The following is a 19,050-nucleotide window of genomic DNA, read 5'->3' as shown; positions in this document are numbered from 1 at the left end:
CCCTCCCCTGCCTTGGCACAGTGATCGGTGTGGAAAGCGTTCGGCGGTGGTGGCAGGACCTCTCCGGCCTGGTCCTCCCGGCCGAGTGCGGCGGCTGCGGCACGGCGCGCACCGTGCTCTGCCACCGGTGCCGCGCCGCGCTCCACGGCACCGTGCCCCGCCGGGTCCGGCCGCATCCCGAGCCGCCCGGGCTGCCCGCCGTGCACGCGGCCGCCCGGTACGCGGACGAGGTACGGGCCGTGCTGCTGGCCCACAAGGAGCGCGGCGCGCTGGCGCTGACGCGACCGCTGGGGACGGCGCTGGCGGGGGCGGTGCGGGTGGGGCTGGGGGAGGAGGGGGCGGGGGAGGGGGAGGGGCCCCCACCCCCATCGCGAGCCGTGCTTCTCGTCCCCGTCCCCTCCGCGCGCCGGGCCACCCGTTCCCGGGGTCATGATCCGGCCCGGCGGATCGCGCTGGCCGCGGCGGCGGAGCTGCGGGCGACCGGGGTGCCGGCGCGGGTGGCCGCGGTGTTGCGGCAGCGGCGGGTGGTGGCCGATCAGACGGGGCTCAACTCTCGGCAGCGGTTGGACAATCTGCGCGGCGCGCTGGCGGTGGCGGCCGGTGGCGCGCGGCTGCTGCGCGGTGCGGACGCGGTGGTGCTCGTCGACGACCTGGTGACGACCGGTGCCTCCCTCGCGGAGGCCGCGCGTGCCGTGCGGGCGGCGTTGGAGACGCACCGGGCCGCCGAGGCGGTCGGCCCGGCGGCGGTGGACACGCACCGGGTGGGGCCGGCCGGCCGGGCGGCGGGTGAAGAGGGCGTGGCCGCCGTGTACGACAGCGCTGCCCGGGAAGGCAGTGGAGTACGACCGTCCGAAGCGTGGGAGGGAGGTACGGACCCGGCACCGGTGCGGACGCCGGGCGCGGCACGGTCCGCCGACCTGCTCCGCGCGGCCGTCGTCGCGGCGCCGCCGGACGCTTTCGAAATGAACCGGAACTGACCGAGGGCCGGTCTCGTTGCAGCTATTGAGAGGACCAATTCACCTGAACGGGGGTACGCGGCAGTAGAGGGTGACGACATCCGTCCGGGCGAGATATGTTCGGTTGTGAGGGAAAGCCGCAGGCCAGACCTCTCTAATCCGAATGCCGTGCTGCGGTTTGAGGTAATCACCGTGGCATCTGGGGTGGAGATCTCGCCCATGGGGGAGGAGGAGGTGGAAGTCACCGAGTCCGAGGTTCCGGTGTCCACCGGGACCTGGTGCAAAAGGGAGATGCTCCGCCGCTGATGCGGAGCGATCCGGGAACGGAGTTCTGCGTGGACATCGTCGTCAAGGGCCGCAAGACCGAGGTGCCCGAGCGGTTCCGCAAGCACGTGGCCGAGAAGCTGAACCTGGAGAAGATCCAGAAGCTCGACGGCAAGGTGATGAGCCTCGACGTCGAGGTGTCCAAGGAGCCGAACCCCCGACAGGCCGACCGGTGCGACCGGGTGGAGATCACGCTCCGCTCCCGCGGTCCGGTGATCCGTGCGGAGGCAGCGGCCAGCGACCCGTACGCGGCACTCGACCTGGCGGCGGAGAAGCTGGACGCCCAGCTGCGCAAGCAGCACGACAAGCGTTACACCCGGCGCGGTGCGCAGCGGATCTCGGCGGCGGAGGTCGCCGACCACGTACCGGGCGTCGCGACCCTCGGCAGCAATGGCCACCCCGTCCCGTCCCAAGAGCCCGACAGCGTGCCGACGAAGAAGATCGGGTCGCTCGAGGTGCAGGGCGACGGCCCGCTCGTGGTGCGCGAGAAGACCCATGTGGCCGCCCCCATGACTCTTGACCAGGCTCTTTACGAGATGGAGCTGGTCGGGCACGACTTCTATCTCTTCGTCGACTCCGAGACGAAGGAGCCGAGCGTCGTCTACCGGCGGCACGCTTACGACTACGGCGTGATCCACCTCAGCACGGACCCGATGGTCGCCCAGGCCCCGGCCCCCGAGGCGGGCGGCGCGCTGGGCGGCTGACCCCGCCCTGGTGACAGCTGGGAAGGTGCCCCTGGAGCGCGTGTGCGCCCCCAGGGGCACCCCTGTGCGCCCCTTCGGGCACCGCTTCGTCACCGGGTTGTCGTCCGGGCATGGAATCATGGCGGCAACGGCTCAACCGGTGGGTCGTTGCCTTGCGTTGGCGATGGCACGCGACCACGGCCACAGCCTTCAGGGGGAGGAACGATGGCGGACAGCTTCGGACCGATGCATGACGGGGATGCCGTCGAGGGCGTCGTCGGCATGGGCCCGGACGGGGGCGCTCCCCGCAAGGAGCCGATCAGGGTTCTGGTGGTGGACGATCACGCTCTGTTCCGCCGCGGGCTGGAGATCGTGCTTGCCGCGGAGGAGGACATCCAGGTCGTCGGTGAGGCGGGAGACGGGGCGGAGGCCGTGGACAAGGCGGCCGATCTGCTGCCCGACATCGTGCTGATGGACGTACGGATGCCGAAGCGCGGGGGTATCGAGGCGTGCACCTCGATCAAGGAGGTGGCTCCCAGCGCGAAGATCATCATGTTGACGATCAGCGACGAGGAGGCCGATCTCTACGAGGCGATCAAGGCGGGTGCGACGGGTTATCTCCTGAAGGAGATCTCCACGGACGAGGTGTCCACGGCCATTCGGGCGGTGGCGGACGGGCAGTCGCAGATCAGTCCCTCGATGGCGTCGAAACTGCTGACCGAGTTCAAATCGATGATCCAGCGCACCGATGAGCGCAGGCTGGTGCCCGCGCCGCGGTTGACGGACCGTGAGCTGGAAGTGCTCAAGCTTGTCGCGACGGGGATGAACAACCGGGACATCGCCAAGGAGTTGTTCATCTCCGAGAACACCGTGAAGAACCACGTGCGGAACATTCTGGAGAAGTTGCAGCTGCACTCCAGGATGGAAGCGGTGGTGTATGCGATGCGGGAGAAGATTCTCGAGATCCGGTAGCTCCGGTAGCTCCGGTGGTGCCGGTAGCTCCGGTGGTCGTGTGCGGTGGGCCTGTGCGGAGCTCCGCGCGGTCGGGTGACGGTCAGCCGAGGGCCCGGGCGAGTTCCTGGGTGAGGGGGCCGCGCAGTTCGGGGGCGTCGACGCGTTCCACTCGTACGTCCGTGCAGTTCACCCAGCTCGCCGCCTCGACGAGGGCCTGTGCGACGGCGGGGACGGCCTTGGGGCCGTCCAGGGTGATCTGCCGGGCGACGAGGGTGCGGCCCTCACGGGCGGGGTCGACGCGGCCGACGAGCCGGCCGCCGGCGAGTACCGGCATGGCGAAGTAGCCGTGGATCCGCTTGGGTTTGGGCACGTAGGCCTCCAGGCGGTGGGTGAAGCCGAAGACGCGCTCGGTGCGGGCCCGTTCCCAGATGAGGGAGTCGAACGGGGACAGCAGCGTCGTGCGGTGGCGGCCGCGGGGCGCCGTCTCCAGGGCCGCCGGGTCGGCCCAGGCCGGTTTTCCCCAGCCGGCGACGGTGACCGGGACCAGACCGGAGTCGGCGATCACCGCGTCGACCTGTTCGCCCTTGAGGCGGTGGTAGTCGGCGATGTCCGCGCGCGTGCCGACGCCCAGGGCGCGGCCGGCGAGGCCGACCAGGCGGCGCAGGCATTCGGTGTCGTCGAGTTCGTCGTGCAGCAGGTCGGCGGGGACGGCGCGTTCGGCGAGGTCGTAGACCCGCTTCCAGCCGCGGCGTTCGACGCAGACCACTTCGCCGTACATCAGGGCGCGTTCGACGGCGACCTTGGTGCCGGACCAGTCCCACCACTCGCTGGTCTTCTTGGCGCCGCCCAGTTCGGTGGCGGTGAGGGGGCCCTCGGTGCGCAGTTGCTCGACGACCTGGTCGTAGGTGCCGTCGGGGAGGGTGTGGTGCCAGTGCGGGCGGTCGCGGTAGGCGCGGCGGCGGAAGGCGAAGTGGGGCCACTCCTCGATGGGGAGGATGCACGCGGCGTGGGACCAGTACTCGAAGGCGTGGGGCCGGGCGTCGGGTGTGCCGGGGGTGGGCTTCCAGTAGGCGTCCTCGACGGTGGTGCGGCCGACGGCTCCGAGGCGGGCGTAGGGGATGAGTTCGTGGGAGCGGGCGAGGACGGAGATGGTGTCGAGCTGGACGGCGCCGAGGTGGCGCAGGACGCCGCGGACGCCGGCTCTGCGGTCGGGGGCGCCGAGGAAGCCCTGGGCGCGCAGGGCGATGCGGCGGGCCTCGTCCGCGGAGAGTTCGGTGGCGGGGGGCGGTGTCGTCATGCTGCGCACGATAGGGGGTGGGTCTGACAGTCGGTGCCGGGCTGCGGGTCGCCCGTCCTCAGGCGGGGTCGGGGGTGGGGCCGGGGTGCGCCGGTGCCGGGAGGTAGGGGGCCGTCGAGGGCAGGCCGAGGTCGGAGGGGAGCAGGGAGGCCACCCAGCAGTCGCGTCGTACGCCCTTGTTGTTGATCGCGGAGCGCAGGGTGCCCTCCAGGGTGAAGCCGGCGTTTCGGGCGACCGCGAGGGAGGCGGTGTTCCCGACCTCCGCGCGCCATTCGACGCGGTCGACGGCGAGGTGGGTGAAGGCCCAGCGGGAGGCGGTGACGGTGGCCTCGGTGGTGTAGCCGTGGCCGCGGTGTTCCCTGGTGGTCCAGAAGCCGATCTCGGCGGTGTCGAGGGAGCGCATGGTGAGGCTGAGGAGGCCGGTGAGGCTGCCGTCGGGGAGGAAGACGCCGAAGGTGAACACCGTGCGGTTCGCCCAGCCTTCGGGGGCGAGCTGTCCGGTGAAGCCGCGGGCGTGTTCGGCGAGGTAAGGGGAGGGGATGGTGGTCCAGCGCTGGATGTCGGGGTCCTGGGCGGCGGCGTGGACCGCGTCGGTGTCCCGGGGGCCGACCGGGCGCAGGACGAGGCGGTCGGTGGTGAGGGTGACGGATTCCATCGGCCGATTCTGCGCGCGGGGCCGGTGCGGGCGCCATCTCTTCACGGTGGGTGAGCGGGTGATCGCTTTTTGTGCAATTCGTCCGGCGGGCGCGGCACCATCGGCGGGGCCCGGCCGTTGTGCCTGTGACGGAGAAATCCGGCGCCGCCGTGAGGCGGTGTGCGGTCCGCGTCACGGCAGGCCTCCCGGCGTGGCGGGGTCCTCGCATACGATGGCCGTTGCTCAGTAAGTCAAATGAAACCGACCGTCCCAGGCCCGACCGGCAAGGAGACCAACCCCCGTGTCCGTCCTCTCGAAGATCATGCGTGCAGGCGAAGGCAAGATCCTGCGCAAGCTGCACCGCATCGCGGACCAGGTCAACTCCATCGAAGAGGACTTCGTCGACCTCTCCGACGCCGAGCTGCGGGCCCTCACCGATGAGTACAAGCAGCGGTACGCCGACGGCGAGACGCTGGACGACCTGCTGCCGGAGGCGTTCGCCACGGTGCGTGAGGCCGCCAAGCGCGTGCTGGGCCAGCGTCACTACGACGTGCAGATCATGGGTGGTGCCGCCCTGCACCTCGGCTATGTCGCCGAGATGAAGACCGGTGAGGGCAAGACCCTGGTGGGCACGCTGCCCGCGTATCTGAACGCCCTGTCGGGTGACGGCGTTCACCTGATCACGGTCAACGACTACCTGGCCGAGCGCGACTCCGAGATGATGGGCCGCGTCCACAAGTTCCTCGGGCTGTCGGTCGGTTGCATCCTCGCCAACATGACGCCGGCCCAGCGCCGCGAGATGTACGCCTGTGACATCACGTACGGCACGAACAACGAGTTCGGTTTCGACTACCTGCGCGACAACATGGCGTGGTCCCAGGACGAGCTCGTCCAGCGCGGCCACAACTTCGCGATCGTCGACGAGGTCGACTCCATCCTGGTCGACGAGGCGCGTACGCCGCTGATCATCTCGGGTCCGGCGGACCAGGCGACGAAGTGGTACGGCGATTTCGCCAAGCTGGTGCTGCGTCTCAAGCGCGGCGAGGCGGGCAACCCGCTCAAGGGCATCGAGGAGACCGGCGACTACGAGGTCGACGAGAAGAAGCGCACGGTCGCCATCCACGAGTCCGGTGTCGCCAAGGTCGAGGACTGGCTGGGCATCGACAACCTCTACGAGTCGGTGAACACGCCTCTGGTGGGCTACCTGAACAACGCCATCAAGGCGAAGGAGCTCTTCAAGAAGGACAAGGACTACGTCGTCATCGACGGCGAGGTCATGATCGTCGACGAGCACACCGGCCGTATCCTCGCGGGCCGCCGCTACAACGAGGGCATGCACCAGGCGATCGAGGCGAAGGAAGGGGTGGACATCAAGGACGAGAACCAGACGCTCGCGACGATCACCCTGCAGAACTTCTTCCGCCTGTACAAGCGCCACGACCACGACGGCAAGGAACTGCCCGGCCTGTCCGGCATGACCGGTACGGCGATGACCGAGGCCGCCGAGTTCCACCAGATCTACAAGCTCGGCGTGGTGCCGATCCCGACGAACAAGCCGATGATCCGCAAGGACCAGTCGGACCTGATCTACCGCACCGAGGTCGCGAAGTTCGAGGCGGTCGTCGACGACATCGCCGAGAAGCACGAGAAGGGCCAGCCGATCCTCGTCGGTACGACGTCGGTCGAGAAGTCCGAGTACCTGTCCCAGCAGCTCAGCAAGCGGGGCATCCAGCACGAGGTGCTGAACGCCAAGCAGCACGACCGTGAGGCGCAGATCGTCGCGCAGGCGGGCCGCAAGGGCGCCGTGACGGTGGCCACGAACATGGCCGGTCGTGGTACGGACATCAAGCTGGGCGGCAACCCGGAGGACCTCGCGGAGGCGGAGCTGCGCCAGCGCGGTCTCGACCCGGAGGAGCACATCGAGGAGTGGGCCGCGGCGCTGCCGGCCGCCCTGGAGAAGGCCGCGCAGGCCGTCAAGGCGGAGAAGGAGCAGGTCGAGGAGCTCGGCGGGCTGTACGTGCTGGGCACCGAGCGGCACGAGTCGCGGCGTATCGACAACCAGCTGCGTGGTCGTTCCGGCCGTCAGGGTGACCCTGGCGAGTCCCGCTTCTACCTGTCGCTGGGCGACGACCTGATGCGTCTGTTCAAGGCGCAGATGGTGGAGCGCGTGATGTCCATGGCGAACGTGCCGGACGACGTGCCGATCGAGAACAAGATGGTCACGCGGGCCATCGCGTCCGCGCAGTCGCAGGTCGAGACGCAGAACTTCGAGACGCGCAAGAACGTCCTGAAGTACGACGAGGTCCTCAACCGGCAGCGCGAGGTCATCTACGGCGAGCGGCGTCGTGTCCTGGAGGGCGAGGACCTCCAGGAGCAGATCCACCACTTCATGGACGACACGATCGACGCGTACGTGTCGGCGGAGACCGCGGAGGGCTTCGCCGAGGACTGGGACCTGGACCGGCTCTGGGGCGCCTTCAAGCAGCTGTACCCGGTGAAGATCACCGTGGAGGAGCTGGAGGAGGCGGCCGGCGACCGTGCGGGGCTCACCGCCGAGTTCATCGCCGAGTCGATCAAGGACGACATCCGCGAGCAGTACGAGTCGCGGGAGAAGCAGCTCGGCTCCGAGATCATGCGTGAGCTGGAGCGGCGGGTCGTGCTGTCGGTCCTGGACCGCAAGTGGCGTGAGCACCTCTACGAGATGGACTACCTCCAGGAGGGCATCGGCCTGCGCGCGATGGCGCAGAAGGACCCGCTGGTGGAGTACCAGCGTGAGGGCTTCGACATGTTCTCCGCGATGATGGACGGCATCAAGGAGGAGTCCGTCGGCTACCTGTTCAACCTGGAGGTCCAGGTCGAGCAGCAGGTCGAGGAGGTGCCGGTCGAGGACGCGGCGCCGGTCGACATGGAGAAGCAGGACGTGGTGCCGGCGCAGGCTCGTCCGGAGATCCGCGCCAAGGGTCTGGACGCCCCGCAGCGGCGCAACCTGCACTTCTCGGCGCCGACCGTGGACGGCGAGGGCGGCACCGTCGAGGGCGACTTCGAGAGCGACGAGGAGCCCGTGCGCTCGGAGGCGGACGGTCTGACCCGCGCGGAGCGGCGCAAGCAGGCGAAGGCCGGGCGGCGGCGTAAGAAGTAGTCGCCACAAGAAGGACAAGTAGTCGTCGTACGAAGTAGTCACGGTCGTCACGGGCCGGACCGCCCGAGGGTGGTCCGGCCCGTCGGCGTTCGCGGGGGTGGGGTGCCGCTCGCCCGGTTCTTCCGGCCTGGCGGGGAAGGGCTGCTCAGTCGTTGTCGGTGGGGGGCCGGCGGGGGCCGCCGAGTTCCACCGCCGTGCACCGCCAGCGGCGGTCCGTGCCGCGCTCCAGGCGGAACGCCATCGCGCGCAGGCGGTCACCCGCGCCGATGCGGGCGAAGACCTCCAGGGCGCCGGGACGGGCGACGTAGTAGCCGATGTCGCGTACGACGGGGTGGGTGCCGCGGGTGGTGCGCAGGGGGCCGCTCTCGGCGAGGTGCGCCAGGTCGTCGTAGGCGCGGCCGACGGTGTGGCGGAGCATCGAGTGGACGGGGCGGCGGCCGCTGAGGACGGCGAGGAGCCGGTCGGCGAAGAGATCGGTGGGGCTGGGCTGCCCGGGCTGGGCGAGGGGCCTGCGGGGGCTCTGGGCGGGAACGGTGTGCGTCGTGGTGAGCGGTGTGGCACGGGGTGCGCCGGCGGCGGTGGGGCGGTTGTCGGCGGGGCGGGTGCGGGCGGAGGGGAGGGTGCCGGGTGAGCCGGGCGGGCGGCCGCCGGCGGGGGCCGGGCGGGTCCCGCCGCTCGGGACCCGGGGCGGGGTGCCGGCGGGGCGGCGGGTGTCGCCGCGGCCGGGCGGGCGGCCGCCGGGAGTGCGCTGCGTCCTCGTCATGACCTTGTTCATGGTTGTCCCCGTTCACTGGGCCCGGCCGACGGCGTCTACCGGGCGGTAACTTGTGCTGGGGATCTTCTACTCGGTCGCAGTGCGTGACAGCAAGTAGCTCAGAGTGGTGTCGGCGGGTCGGGCGGTTTCACTCGTCGGAGTGGTGCGGGAGAAAAGAAGTGCAGGTGGGAGCCGTGTGTGGGGTGAATTTCGGGGCCCGGGGTGGACGCCTGGGAGGTCGGGGACAGGGACTCGAAAGGGGGCGCCCGCACGTATCCTGGAGGCCCTCCGGAGATGCGGGGGACACCGAGCGGAGCCTTCGACCACGAAAGAGCGGCCCATCATGCGCGTCTACGTCCCCCTGACCCTCCCCGGTCTCGCCGAGGCGCACGCGACGGGAGAACTGGGGTCGTCCGGGCAGCTCGTCGCCTGTGCCGTCACGCCCGGACTGCGCGAGTGGTACGTCTCCGAGGACATCGAGGAACTGGAGTACGCGGCCCTCGGCCGGGCCGCGCTCGCCTCGCTGCGGCTGCTGGTGTCGGACCCCGCGGCGCCGCGGCGGCGCGTGGTGGTCGCCGTCGACGTACCGGACGGTGCTGCCGTGTCGGACCCCGACCGTGCCCTGGACCCGGCGGCGCTCGGCGAGGTCCGGGTGACCGGGCCCGTGCGACTGGCCAAGGCGGCCGCCGTGCACATCGACGCCGACGACGCGGAGGCGGACGTGACCGCCGCGGTCGCGGCGCTGCCGGCGGCGGACGCCGGTGACGACGACGCCCAGTTCGTGGTCGACGGCGCCGAGGACCACGAACTGCTGTGGTTCGCCGTGCAGGAGATCGCCGGCCTGGTGGAATCCGGCCGCTGAGGACGGGACCGACGGCCCGCGGGCCCGGACCGCGGGCCTTGGGCCACGCGCCGTGGACCGAGGACCCGGCGTCCGGTGGTCCCCCGTGGCGCGAGGCACCGCTGCCCCGAGTCACGGCTGTTCCGGGTGTCGGTGGGGGCGGGTACGTTTGCGGGTATGGGGAAGCAGGCCGGGGCACACATCGTGTGGGACTGGAACGGGACGCTGTTCCACGACAACGACGCCATCATCGGAGCCACGAACGCGGCGTTCGTCGAGCTGGGGCTGGAGCCGATCACGCTCGAGCGGTACCGGGCGCTGTACTGCGTACCGGTGCCCAAGTTCTACGAGCGGCTGCTGGGCAGACTGCCCACCGACGCCGAGTGGCAGGTCATGGACGAGGTCTTCCACCGGTACTACGCCGAGCACCGGGTGCGGTGCGGGCTCACCACCGGGGCGGCGGAGCTGCTCGCCGGGTGGAGTTCGGCGGGCCGCAGCCAGTCGCTGCTGAGCATGTACGTGCACGACGAGCTGGTCCCGCTGGTCCGGGGGTTCGGGATCGAGCCGTACTTCGTCCGCGTCGACGGGCGGACCGGGCCGTCCGGCGGCAGCAAGACCGAGCACATGGTGCGCCATCTGGAAACCCTGGCCGAGGTCGACGTGGAGCGCACCGTGGTCATCGGGGACGCCGCCGACGACGCGGTGGCGGCGTTGCACGTGGGCGCGCGGGCCGTGCTGTACACCGGGGGGTCGCACAGCCGGGCCAGCCTGGAGGGCGTCGGCGTGCCCGTGGTGGACACCCTCCAGGAGGCCGTCGAGACGGCGGAACGGATGGCCGCCTGACGGGGCGCCCCCCCTGGACGGCCGCCTGACGGGGCGCCGCCTGGTCGGGGCGCACCGGGTACGGCGCCACCGGGAGCGCCGCACCGCCGGGCCGCGCCGGGGCCGGGTGAGGGCCGGCCGGGTGGCGGAAGCCTTGCGACGCGACCCGCGCGACGCGAGCCGTGCGAGGGAGGCCGTGCGCCGGCCCCGTCAGGTCGCCGGTGCCTTCGTGCGCAGCACCTTCAGGAACTCGCGCATCCACGCGGGGTGGTCCGGCCAGGCCCGGGAGGAGACCAGCGTGCCGTCGACGACCGCCTCGGTGTCCTGGAAGGTCGCGCCGGCGCTCTGCATGTCGAGCTCCAGGGCCGGGTACGCCGTGACGCGGCGGCCCGACAGCCCGTCCACCGCGGCGGTCAGCAGCGGGCCGTGGCAGATCTGGGCGACCGGCTTGTCCGTGTCGAAGAACGACTTGAGGATCTTGCGCAGCTCGGGATCGTTGCGCAGGTACTCGGGGGCGCGTCCGCCGGGGATCACGACGGCGGCGTACGCGCCGGGGTCGACCTCCGAGAAGGCGAGGTCGGCGGGCCAGGTGTAGCCGGGTTTCTCGGTGTAGGTGTCGAAGCCGGGTTCGAAGTCGTGGACGACGAAGCGGAGCTGCTTGCGGGCGGGAGCGGCGATGTGGACCTCGTAGCCCTCCTCGCGCAGGCGCTGATAGGGGTAGAGGACTTCCAGGGACTCCGCTGCGTCGCCGGTGACGATGAGGATCTTCGTGGTCATGTCGGGCGGCTCCTCTCGGGCGGGCGCTCTCCTCGGACAACCTGCCTCCTCGGCGCGGCCTCGCCAAGAGGGGGGTCGCTCTCAGAGTGCCCGGGGCCGGGGCCGGCGTCGACTTTTCCCACCCCCTCCCGTCATGACCCCCTTCCCGCCCTCCGCCCCCCGCTTTCCGCGCGCCCCTCCGCCCCAACGTTTTCCGTGCGCCCCGCTGCCTTCCGCGCTCCCCTCCGCCCCCCCGCTTTCCGTGCGTCCCTCCGCCCCGCCCGGTTCCGACGGTTCCGGTCCGTCCCTTCACACAACCCCCCGCCGCACCCCTGTGCAGAACGTCAAACTTCCACCCCCGGTTTTGTACACATACGGCTCATGACGGGCCCCCGGTGGGGGGCGATAGCCTTGGTGGCGTGATCAGCGCGATAGCTCGCGGGGGTGCGGTTGCCCCTGCCCCGCGCCCGGTGCGTGCGGACGACATCCGCAGCCGGGCGTCAGTCGCTGGTCCGCGCGGGCGGGACGGGGCCACCAGGGCCCCCAGGACGCCGTACACACCCCACGAGCAGGCGGCGCGGAGAGCAGCGTCACACCTGTGGGACACGTCGGGAATGGCTGATAACCCCCCGCTCCTCTCATCCTGCGGCATAGCGTCGGAGCAGCCCGGAGACCCCGGGCCGTGGCGTCGAGCCGCAGGGGAAGAGACCGTACTTCCTTCTACGTCACGCAACGGCGCGCGACAGGAGCCAGAGGACAATGCAGACCAAGCTGGACGAAGCCAAGGCCGAGCTGCTCGAACGGGCGGCCCGGGTCGCTGAGAACAGTCCGGTCGGGGGGCACCTACCGACCGGGACGACGGGCGAGGGCGGTCCGGGGATCCCGGGCACGCCGGACCACGCGTCCGTGCTCTCGTTCCTCCAGCGCTACTACCTGCACACCGCTGCGGAGGACCTCACCGACCGCGACCCGGTCGATGTCTTCGGGGCCGCCTTCTCGCACTACCGACTGGCGGAGAACCGCCCCCAGGGCACCGCGAACGTGCGCGTCCACACCCCGACCGTCGAGGAGAACGGCTGGACGTGCAGCCATTCCGTCGTCGAGGTCGTCACCGACGACATGCCCTTCCTCGTGGACTCCGTGACGAACGAGCTGACCCGTCAGGGCCGCGGGATCCATCTCGTCATCCACCCGCAGGTCGTCGTCCGCAGGGACGTCACCGGCCGGCTCATCGAGGTGATCGAGGCGCCCCCGGCCGCCGCCGACCTGCCGCACGACGCGCACATCGAGTCCTGGATCCACGTCGAGACGGACCGCGAGACCGACCGCGCCGACCTCAAGCAGATCACCGCCGACCTGCTGCGTGTCCTGTCCGACGCCCGCGAGGCCGTCGAGGACTGGGAGAAGATGCGCGACGCCGCCCTGCGGATCGCCGACGACCTGCCGGGCGAGCCCGTGCCCGGCGACCTGGCCTCGCCCGACGTGGAGGAGGCCCGCGAGCTGCTGCGCTGGCTGGCCGACAACCACTTCACCTTCCTCGGCTACCGCGAGTACCAGCTGCGCGCCGACGACTCCCTCGCGGCCGTCCCCGGCACCGGGCTCGGCATCCTGCGCGCCGACCCGCATCACGCCGAGGGCGACGCCCACCCGGTCAGCCCCTCCTTCGAGCGGCTCCCGGCCGACGCCCGCGCCAAGGCGCGCGAGCACAAGCTGCTCATCCTGACCAAGGCCAACAGCCGGGCCACCGTGCACCGGCCGTCGTACCTGGACTACATCGGCGTCAAGAAGTTCGACGCCGAGGGCAACGTCGTCGGTGAGCGCCGCTTCCTCGGGCTGTTCTCCTCCGCCGCCTACACCGAGTCCGTGCTGCGGGTGCCGGTCGTGCGCCGCAAGGTCGACAGTGTGCTGAAGGGCGCCGGGTTCTCGCCCAACAGCCACGACGGGCGAGACCTGCTCCAGATCATGGAGACCTACCCGCGCGACGAGCTGTTCCAGACGCCGGTCGACGAACTGCGTTCCATCGTCACGTCCGTGCTCTACCTCCAGGAGCGGCGCCGGCTGCGGCTCTACCTGCGCCAGGACGAGTACGGCCGCTACTACTCGGCCCTCGTCTACCTGCCCCGCGACCGCTACACCACCGGCGTACGGCTGCGGATCATCGACATCCTCAAGGAGGAACTGGGCGGCACCAGCGTCGACTTCACCGCCTGGAACACCGAGTCGATCCTGTCCCGCCTGCACTTCGTCGTCCGGGTCCCGCAGGGCACCGAGCTGCCGCAGCTGTCCGACGGCGACAAGGAACGCATCGAGGCGCGGCTCGTCGAGGCGGCCCGCTCCTGGGAGGACGCCTTCCAGGACGCGCTCAACGCCGAACTCGGCGAGGAGCGGACGGCGGAGCTGCTGCGCCGCTACAGCAACGCCTTCCCCGAGGGCTACAAGGCCGATCACACGCCGCGCTCCGCGGTCGCCGACCTCGTCCACATCGAGCGGCTCACCGAGGAGCAGAACTTCTCGCTCAGCCTGTACGAGCCGGTGGGCGCCGCCCCCGACGAGCGCCGCTTCAAGATCTACCGCAAGGGGGACTCGATCTCCCTGTCGGCGGTGCTGCCGGTGCTCAACCGGCTCGGCGTCGAGGTCATCGACGAGCGGCCCTACGAGCTGCGCTGCTCCGACCGCAGTGTCGCCTGGATCTACGACTTCGGCCTGCGGCTGCCCAAGTCGCTGGGCGGCGGCGCCGGCGACCAGCTCGGCGACGACGGGCGCGAGCGGTTCCAGGAGGCGTTCGCCGCCACCTGGACCGGCAAGGCGGAGAACGACAGCTTCAACGCCCTCGTGCTGAGCGCCGGGCTCGGCTGGCGGCAGGCGATGGTGCTGCGGGCGTACGCGAAGTACCTGCGGCAGGCCGGTTCCACCTTCAGCCAGGACTACATGGAGGACACCCTCCGCACGAACGTCCACACCACCCGGCTGCTCGTCTCGCTGTTCGAGGCGCGGATGTCGCCCGACCGGCAGCGTGCCGGGCGCGAGATCGTCGACGCGCTGCTGGAGGAGCTGGACGCCGCCCTCGACCAGGTGGCCTCTCTCGACGAGGACCGGATCCTGCGGTCCTTCCTCACCGTCATCAAGGCGACCCTGCGCACGAACTTCTTCCAGCTCACCGCGGACGGCGCCCCGCACGACTACGTGTCGATGAAGTTCGACCCGCAGGCCATCCCCGACCTGCCGGCGCCGCGCCCCGCCTTCGAGATCTGGGTGTACTCGCCGCAGGTGGAGGGCGTGCACCTGCGGTTCGGGAAGGTCGCGCGCGGCGGCCTGCGCTGGTCCGACCGGCGTGAGGACTTCCGCACCGAGGTCCTCGGCCTGGTCAAGGCGCAGATGGTGAAGAACACCGTCATCGTGCCGGTCGGCGCCAAGGGCGGCTTCGTCGCCAAGCAGCTGCCCGACCCGGGTGTCGACCGGGACGCCTGGCTCGCCGAGGGCATCGCCAGCTACCGGACGTTCATCTCGGCGCTGCTCGACATCACCGACAACATGGTCGCCGGGGAGGTCGTGCCGCCGGCCGACGTCGTCCGGCACGACGAGGACGACACCTACCTGGTGGTCGCCGCCGACAAGGGCACGGCGACGTTCTCCGACATCGCCAACGAGGTCGCGCAGTCCTACGACTTCTGGCTCGGTGACGCCTTCGCCTCCGGCGGCTCCGCGGGCTACGACCACAAGGCGATGGGCATCACCGCCCGCGGCGCCTGGGAGTCCGTGAAGCGGCACTTCCGCGAGCTGGGCGTGAACACGCAGGTCGAGGACTTCACCGTCGTCGGCATCGGGGACATGTCCGGTGACGTGTTCGGCAACGGCATGCTGCTCTCCGAGCACATCCGGCTCGTGGCCGCCTTCGACCACCGCCACATCTTCATCGACCCCGAGCCCGACGCGGCGACCTCCTACGCCGAGCGCCGCCGCCTGTTCGAGCTGCCGCGCTCCAGCTGGGCCGACTACGACACCGCGCTGCTGTCGGCGGGCGGCGGCGTCTTCCCCCGCACGGCGAAGGCGATCCCCGTCAACGCGCACATCCGGGCGGCCCTCGGCATCGAGGACAAGGTCACCAAGGTGACCCCGGCCGACCTGATGAAGGCCATCCTCAAGGCGCCGGTGGACCTGCTGTGGAACGGCGGCATCGGTACGTACGTGAAGTCGTCGGCGGAGTCGAACGCCGACGTCGGCGACAAGGCCAACGACGCCATCCGCGTCGACGGCGCCGACCTGCGCGCGAGCGTCGTCGGCGAGGGCGGCAACCTGGGCCTGACCCAGCTCGGCCGGATCGAGTACGCGCGCGGCGGCGGCAAGATCAACACCGATGCCATCGACAACAGCGCGGGCGTGGACACCTCCGACCACGAGGTGAACATCAAGATCCTGCTCAACGGCCTGGTCACCGACGGCGACATGACGGTCAAGCAGCGCAACAAGCTGCTCGCCGAGATGACCGACGAGGTCGGCGCCCTCGTCCTGCGCAACAACTACGCGCAGAACACCGCCATCGCCAACGCCCTGGCCCAGTCCAAGGACATGCTCCACGCCCAGCAGCGCTTCATGCGCCACCTGGTCCGCGAGGGCCACCTCGACCGGGCGCTGGAGTTCCTGCCCACCGACCGGCAGATCCGTGAGCGGCTCTCCTCCGGTCACGGCCTGACCGGGCCCGAGACGGCCGTCCTCATGGCGTACACGAAGATCACGGTGTCGGACGAGCTGCTGCGCACCTCGCTGCCCGAGGACCCCTACCTGCGCGGACTGCTGTACTCGTACTTCCCGACCGCGCTGCGCGAGCAGTTCGCGGAGCAGATCGACAACCACCCGCTGCGCCGCGAGATCACCACGACGGTCCTGGTCAACGACACCGTCAACACCGGCGGTACGACCTACCTGCACCGGCTGCGGGAGGAGACCGGCGCCTCGCTGGAGGAGATCGTGCGGGCGCAGACCGCGGCCCGGGCGATCTTCCGCTCGGCGCCGGTGTGGGACGCGGTCGAGGACCTCGACAACCAGGTCGAGGCCGCCGTCCAGACCCGCATCCGGCTGCACTCGCGCCGCCTGGTCGAACGCGGCACCCGCTGGCTGCTCAACAACCGGCCGCAACCGGTGCAGCTCGCCGCGACCGTCGACTTCTTCGCCGACCGCGTCGAGCAGGTCTGGGGGCAGCTGACGAAGCTGCTGCGCGGCGCGGACCTGGAGTGGTGGCAGCAGATCTACGACGAGCTGACCGGCGCCGGCGTGCCCGACGAGGTCGCCACCCGGGTCGCCGGGTTCTCGTCGGTGTTCCCCGCCCTCGACATCGTGTCGGTGGCCGACCGCATGGACCGGGATCCGCTGGACGTCGCCGAGGTGTACTACGACCTCGCCGACCGGCTGCACATCACCCAGCTCATGGACCGCATCATCGAGCTGCCGCGCGCCGACCGCTGGCAGTCCATGGCCCGCGCCTCCATCCGCGAGGACCTGTACGCGGCCCACGCGGCGCTCACCGCGGACGTCCTGGCCGTCGGCAACGGCACCTCGACGCCCGAGCAGCGGTTCACGGCGTGGGAGGAGAAGAACGCGGCGATCCTGGGCCGGGCGCGCACCACGCTGGAGGAGATCCAGAGCTCGGAGACCTTCGACCTCGCCAACCTGTCGGTGGCGATGCGGACCATGCGGACGCTGCTGCGGACGCACTCGTAGAAACGGGACAAAAAACCGGGACGGAAAAAGGGGGGTGCCCCCGAGCCTCGTACGGCTCGGGGGCACCCCCCCTTTTTCCCTCCCGGTGCGGGCGGGGCGTCAGGACTTCGTCGCGGCCGGGCGCTTCTTCTTCGGCTCGGTGAACGCCTCGTACTCCTTGAGGACCTCCTCGGTCGGGCCGTCCATGCGCAGCTCGCCGCGCTCCAGCCACAGCACCCGCTCGCAGGTCTCGCGGATCGAGCTGTTGCTGTGGCTGACCAGGAAGACCGTGCCGGCGTGCTCGCGCATCGCGCGGATGCGGTCCGCCGACCGCTGCCGGAACTTCGCGTCGCCGGTGGCCAGCGCCTCGTCGATGAGGAGGACGTCGTGGTCCTTGGCGGCGGCGATGGAGAACCGCAGCCGGGAGCCCATGCCGGAGGAGTACGTGCGCATCGGCAGGGAGATGAAGTCGCCCTTCTCGTTGATGCCCGAGAAGTCGACGATCTCCTGGTAGCGCTCCTTGATCTGCTCCCGGGTCATGCCCATGGCCAGGCCGCCCAGGTGGACGTTGCGTTCGCCGGTCAGATCGCTCATCAGGGCCGCGTTGACGCCGAGGAGGGACGGCTGGCCGTCGGTGTAGATCCTGCCGTTCTCCACCGGCAGCAGGCCCGCGACCGCTTTGAGCAGCGTCGACTTGCCCGAGCCGTTGGTGCCGATCAGGCCGATCGCCTCGCCCTTGTACGCCACGAAGGAGACGTTCTTGACGGCGTGCACCGTGCGGACGCCCGCCGCCTTCTCGCTCTTCTTGCGGCGCACGATGCGGTTCAGGGCGGCGGTGGCGGAACCGCGGCCCCCGGTGGTGCCGTTGACGCGGTAGACGATGTCGACGCCGTCGGCGATGACGGTGGGGACGCGCTCGCCGGCGGCGCCGGTGTCGTCTGCGGGGTGGTTCAGCGTTGTGTTGTCAGCCACGGCCGTACGTCTCCTCAGCCTTCCAGAAGTAGATGAAGCCGCCGACGCCCGCCAGCAGCGCCCAGCCGACCGCGGTCGCCCACACGTGCGGCGGGAGGCTGTCGGCGTGGAAACTGTCGATCAGCGCGAACCGCATCAGGTCGATGTAGACGGCCGTCGGGTTGGCACGCAGCACGTCGGCGACCCAGGACGGCAGGTCGCTGTGCTGGCTGAGCAGGATGTCGATGCTCCACATCACGCCCGAGACGTACATCCAGGTGCGCAGCACGAACGGCATCAGCTGGGCGATGTCCGGGGTCTTCGCGCCCAGGCGTGCCAGGATCAGCGAAACGCCCGCGTTGAAGGTGAACTGGAGCGCCAGCGCGGGGATCGCGAGCAGCCAGGACAGGGCCGGCGGCACCCCCACGACGAGCAGGATCAGCACCAGGGCGGCCATCGAGAACAGCAACTGCTGCAACTGCTGGAGGCAGAACGAGATCGGCAGCGCGGCCCGGGGGAAGTGCAGCGCCCGTACCAGGCCGATGTTGCCCGAGATCGCCTTGGTGCCCGCCATGATCGAACTCTGCGTGAACGTCCAGATGAACACCCCCGTGACCAGGAAGGGGATGTAGTCCGGGACGTTCTTCTTGGTCTGGAGCAGCACCCCGAAGATGAAGTAGTACACGGCCGCGTTCAGCAGCGGGGTCATCACCTGCCAGACCTGGCCCAGCTTCGCCTGGCTGTACTGCGAGGTGAGCTTGGCCGTGGCGAACGCGGTGATGAAGTGCCGGCGCGCCCACAGCTGGCGGATGTACTCGGGCAGGGAGGGGCGGGCACCGCTGACCGAGAGGCCGTGCCGGGCCGCGAGGGCCGCGAGGTCTTCATGGGCCTCGGCCCGCGCCGGGGGCGGTGTGTGGAGGACCTGACTCACATCCGCTGCTTTCACTCGGGGGGTGGGGGTGCGCGCGTCCGGCTGTCCCGCCGTCGGCCGGCGTTTTCTCACGCTTCTCATCACGTTCTCTTACGTCGGGACGGCACCGTATCGTCGCAACGCGAGCGTAGGCCGAATGGGCGTCGGAACGCAACCGTTTCGTCGTCACGGAACCACGGGGCCGTTGCGGCGGCGAGACCGTTCCGAGGCGACAACGAGACCGGGGCGACGCCGGGACGAGACGCATCCGTCGCCGGGACGAGACCGCCGCGCCGCGACGATGGCACCGGTGCGTCACCGCCGGGGTGCCGGAG

Annotated in this window: 13 protein-coding genes; 7 read left to right on the top strand and 6 right to left on the bottom strand. The window is 70.6% G+C overall.

What is annotated here, in order from left to right; genetic code table 11:
- Positions 1-29: 29 nt before the first annotated feature.
- The 3 genes from ACH4N1_RS28170 to ACH4N1_RS28160 all read left to right on the top strand — a co-directional run bounded on the left by ACH4N1_RS28170 (position 30) and on the right by ACH4N1_RS28160 (position 2,935).
- A complete protein-coding gene (locus ACH4N1_RS28170; RefSeq protein WP_398101289.1) occupies positions 30-977 on the top strand; it encodes a ComF family protein in 948 nt (315 codons plus the stop codon).
- A gap of 314 nt (positions 978-1,291) precedes the next feature.
- Positions 1,292-1,984, top strand: a complete 693-nt coding sequence (gene hpf, locus ACH4N1_RS28165) for a ribosome hibernation-promoting factor, HPF/YfiA family (RefSeq protein WP_398101331.1) — start codon at positions 1,292-1,294, stop codon at positions 1,982-1,984.
- A gap of 204 nt (positions 1,985-2,188) precedes the next feature.
- Positions 2,189-2,935, top strand: a complete 747-nt coding sequence (locus tag ACH4N1_RS28160) for a response regulator (RefSeq protein ID WP_398101286.1) — start codon at positions 2,189-2,191, stop codon at positions 2,933-2,935.
- 82 nt (positions 2,936-3,017) lie between these two features.
- Here ACH4N1_RS28160 and ACH4N1_RS28155 read toward each other — a convergent pair whose 3' ends face one another.
- Both ACH4N1_RS28155 and ACH4N1_RS28150 read right to left on the bottom strand, forming a co-directional pair.
- Entirely contained in the window at positions 3,018-4,214 is a 1,197-nt protein-coding gene (locus ACH4N1_RS28155) for a winged helix-turn-helix domain-containing protein (protein ID WP_398101283.1), read from the bottom strand.
- 58 nt (positions 4,215-4,272) lie between these two features.
- Complete coding sequence (locus tag ACH4N1_RS28150) at positions 4,273-4,869, bottom strand: GNAT family N-acetyltransferase (protein WP_398101281.1); 597 nt, start codon at positions 4,867-4,869, stop codon at positions 4,273-4,275.
- Between the two features lie 280 nt (positions 4,870-5,149).
- On the opposite strand from ACH4N1_RS28150, the gene secA reads away from it, so the two are divergent.
- On the top strand, positions 5,150-7,987 hold the full coding sequence (gene secA, locus ACH4N1_RS28145; protein ID WP_398101279.1) for a preprotein translocase subunit SecA: 2,838 nt from the start codon (positions 5,150-5,152) through the stop codon (positions 7,985-7,987).
- A gap of 145 nt (positions 7,988-8,132) precedes the next feature.
- Here the strand turns inward: secA and ACH4N1_RS28140 are convergent, their stop codons facing one another.
- Positions 8,133-8,762: an Rv3235 family protein gene (locus ACH4N1_RS28140; RefSeq protein WP_398101277.1), complete on the bottom strand. Its 630-nt coding sequence runs from the start codon at positions 8,760-8,762 to the stop codon at positions 8,133-8,135.
- A 322-nt stretch (positions 8,763-9,084) separates the two neighbouring features.
- On the opposite strand from ACH4N1_RS28140, the gene ACH4N1_RS28135 reads away from it, so the two are divergent.
- On the top strand, positions 9,085-9,603 hold the full coding sequence (locus ACH4N1_RS28135) for a DUF6912 family protein (protein WP_398101275.1): 519 nt from the start codon (positions 9,085-9,087) through the stop codon (positions 9,601-9,603).
- A 156-nt stretch (positions 9,604-9,759) separates the two neighbouring features.
- Positions 9,760-10,425: an HAD family hydrolase gene (locus ACH4N1_RS28130; RefSeq protein ID WP_398101273.1), complete on the top strand. Its 666-nt coding sequence runs from the start codon at positions 9,760-9,762 to the stop codon at positions 10,423-10,425.
- 189 nt (positions 10,426-10,614) lie between these two features.
- On the opposite strand, the gene ACH4N1_RS28125 is transcribed toward ACH4N1_RS28130, so the two are convergent.
- Positions 10,615-11,181: a DJ-1/PfpI family protein gene (locus tag ACH4N1_RS28125; protein WP_363088593.1), complete on the bottom strand. Its 567-nt coding sequence runs from the start codon at positions 11,179-11,181 to the stop codon at positions 10,615-10,617.
- Positions 11,182-11,919: 738 nt separating this feature from the next.
- Between ACH4N1_RS28125 and ACH4N1_RS28120 the strand changes: the two genes are divergently transcribed.
- On the top strand, positions 11,920-16,875 hold the full coding sequence (locus ACH4N1_RS28120; RefSeq protein WP_398101271.1) for an NAD-glutamate dehydrogenase: 4,956 nt from the start codon (positions 11,920-11,922) through the stop codon (positions 16,873-16,875).
- Positions 16,876-16,974: 99 nt separating this feature from the next.
- Here ACH4N1_RS28120 and ACH4N1_RS28115 read toward each other — a convergent pair whose 3' ends face one another.
- Both ACH4N1_RS28115 and ACH4N1_RS28110 read right to left on the bottom strand, forming a co-directional pair.
- On the bottom strand, positions 16,975-17,826 hold the full coding sequence (locus ACH4N1_RS28115) for an ABC transporter ATP-binding protein (RefSeq protein ID WP_398101269.1): 852 nt from the start codon (positions 17,824-17,826) through the stop codon (positions 16,975-16,977).
- Positions 17,819-18,736 carry an ABC transporter permease gene (locus tag ACH4N1_RS28110; RefSeq protein ID WP_398101267.1) on the bottom strand — a complete coding sequence of 306 codons (918 nt, stop codon included), beginning with the start codon at positions 18,734-18,736 and terminating at the stop codon, positions 17,819-17,821. The genes ACH4N1_RS28115 and ACH4N1_RS28110 overlap by 8 nt, the downstream gene beginning before the upstream one ends.
- Between the last annotated feature and the right edge of the window lie 314 nt (positions 18,737-19,050).

This window comes from Streptomyces sp. NPDC017202 (assembly GCF_044331705.1).
In the GTDB taxonomy this organism is placed as follows: domain Bacteria; phylum Actinomycetota; class Actinomycetes; order Streptomycetales; family Streptomycetaceae; genus Streptomyces.
Note: the sequence above shows the minus strand (reverse complement) of the source record. Positions and strands in the feature narration are given on the sequence as shown.